General features: G+C 33.1%; 1 protein-coding gene. It reads right to left on the bottom strand.

What is annotated here, in order from left to right; translation table 11 throughout:
* On the bottom strand, positions 1-612 hold a 612-nt coding region (locus tag UNSWCS_RS11415), incomplete at its 3' end, for a replication endonuclease (RefSeq protein WP_200862637.1).
* Between the last annotated feature and the right edge of the window lie 40 nt (positions 613-652).

Below are 652 nucleotides of genomic sequence, written 5' to 3'. Positions count from 1 at the left end.
AAAACGCCTAATTTTATGCTTTAAATACCAGTAGCTAATATCGGTCAAATTATCTAAATCAGGATTTTGACGAAGATCATCAAGGGTTTTAAAAATATACTTCATAACATACGAAGTAGCATTTTTAATATCGGTTTCAACCCTGCTATGAGTATCTAAAAAACGATCTTTGATAGCAGAAACGCACTTATTCAAATTCTCTTTAGGCACGAAAACAAGCAAATTTAAATGACAAGTTCCGTCTAAATGTGGTTCTTTCGTAGTTATATAGCACCTTTGATTTTGTGATAAGCTTCTAAAATGCAATGAATTCATAATGCTTCTAACCAAAGCTTGAAGCTTACTAGCACCTGCGCTAACGCTATGATCTTCATCATCGATAAACTTTTTATTATAAACAAGCTTTTTCTTGCCACTCTTAAGAGTTATAAGCTTTTGTCTATGATACTCACTTGGCAAGGTAAAAACTGCAAAAATAGGGCAAAGACCTTGACTTAGAGCATAATCATTAAGGCTAGCTACTCGGTTATTGAGTTCGGCAATGTATCTATTCGAGTTATGCCAGCTGGAAAAATAAAAGTTAGAGTAAGGGACATACTCGCCATTTATCATAAAGAAATTACTATCAAGAAATTTCTTTTGATTTTCTAGC

This window comes from Campylobacter concisus UNSWCS (assembly GCF_000466685.1).
GTDB classification, from domain to species: Bacteria; Campylobacterota; Campylobacteria; order Campylobacterales; family Campylobacteraceae; genus Campylobacter_A; species Campylobacter_A concisus_A.
Note: the sequence above shows the minus strand (reverse complement) of the source record. Positions and strands in the feature narration are given on the sequence as shown.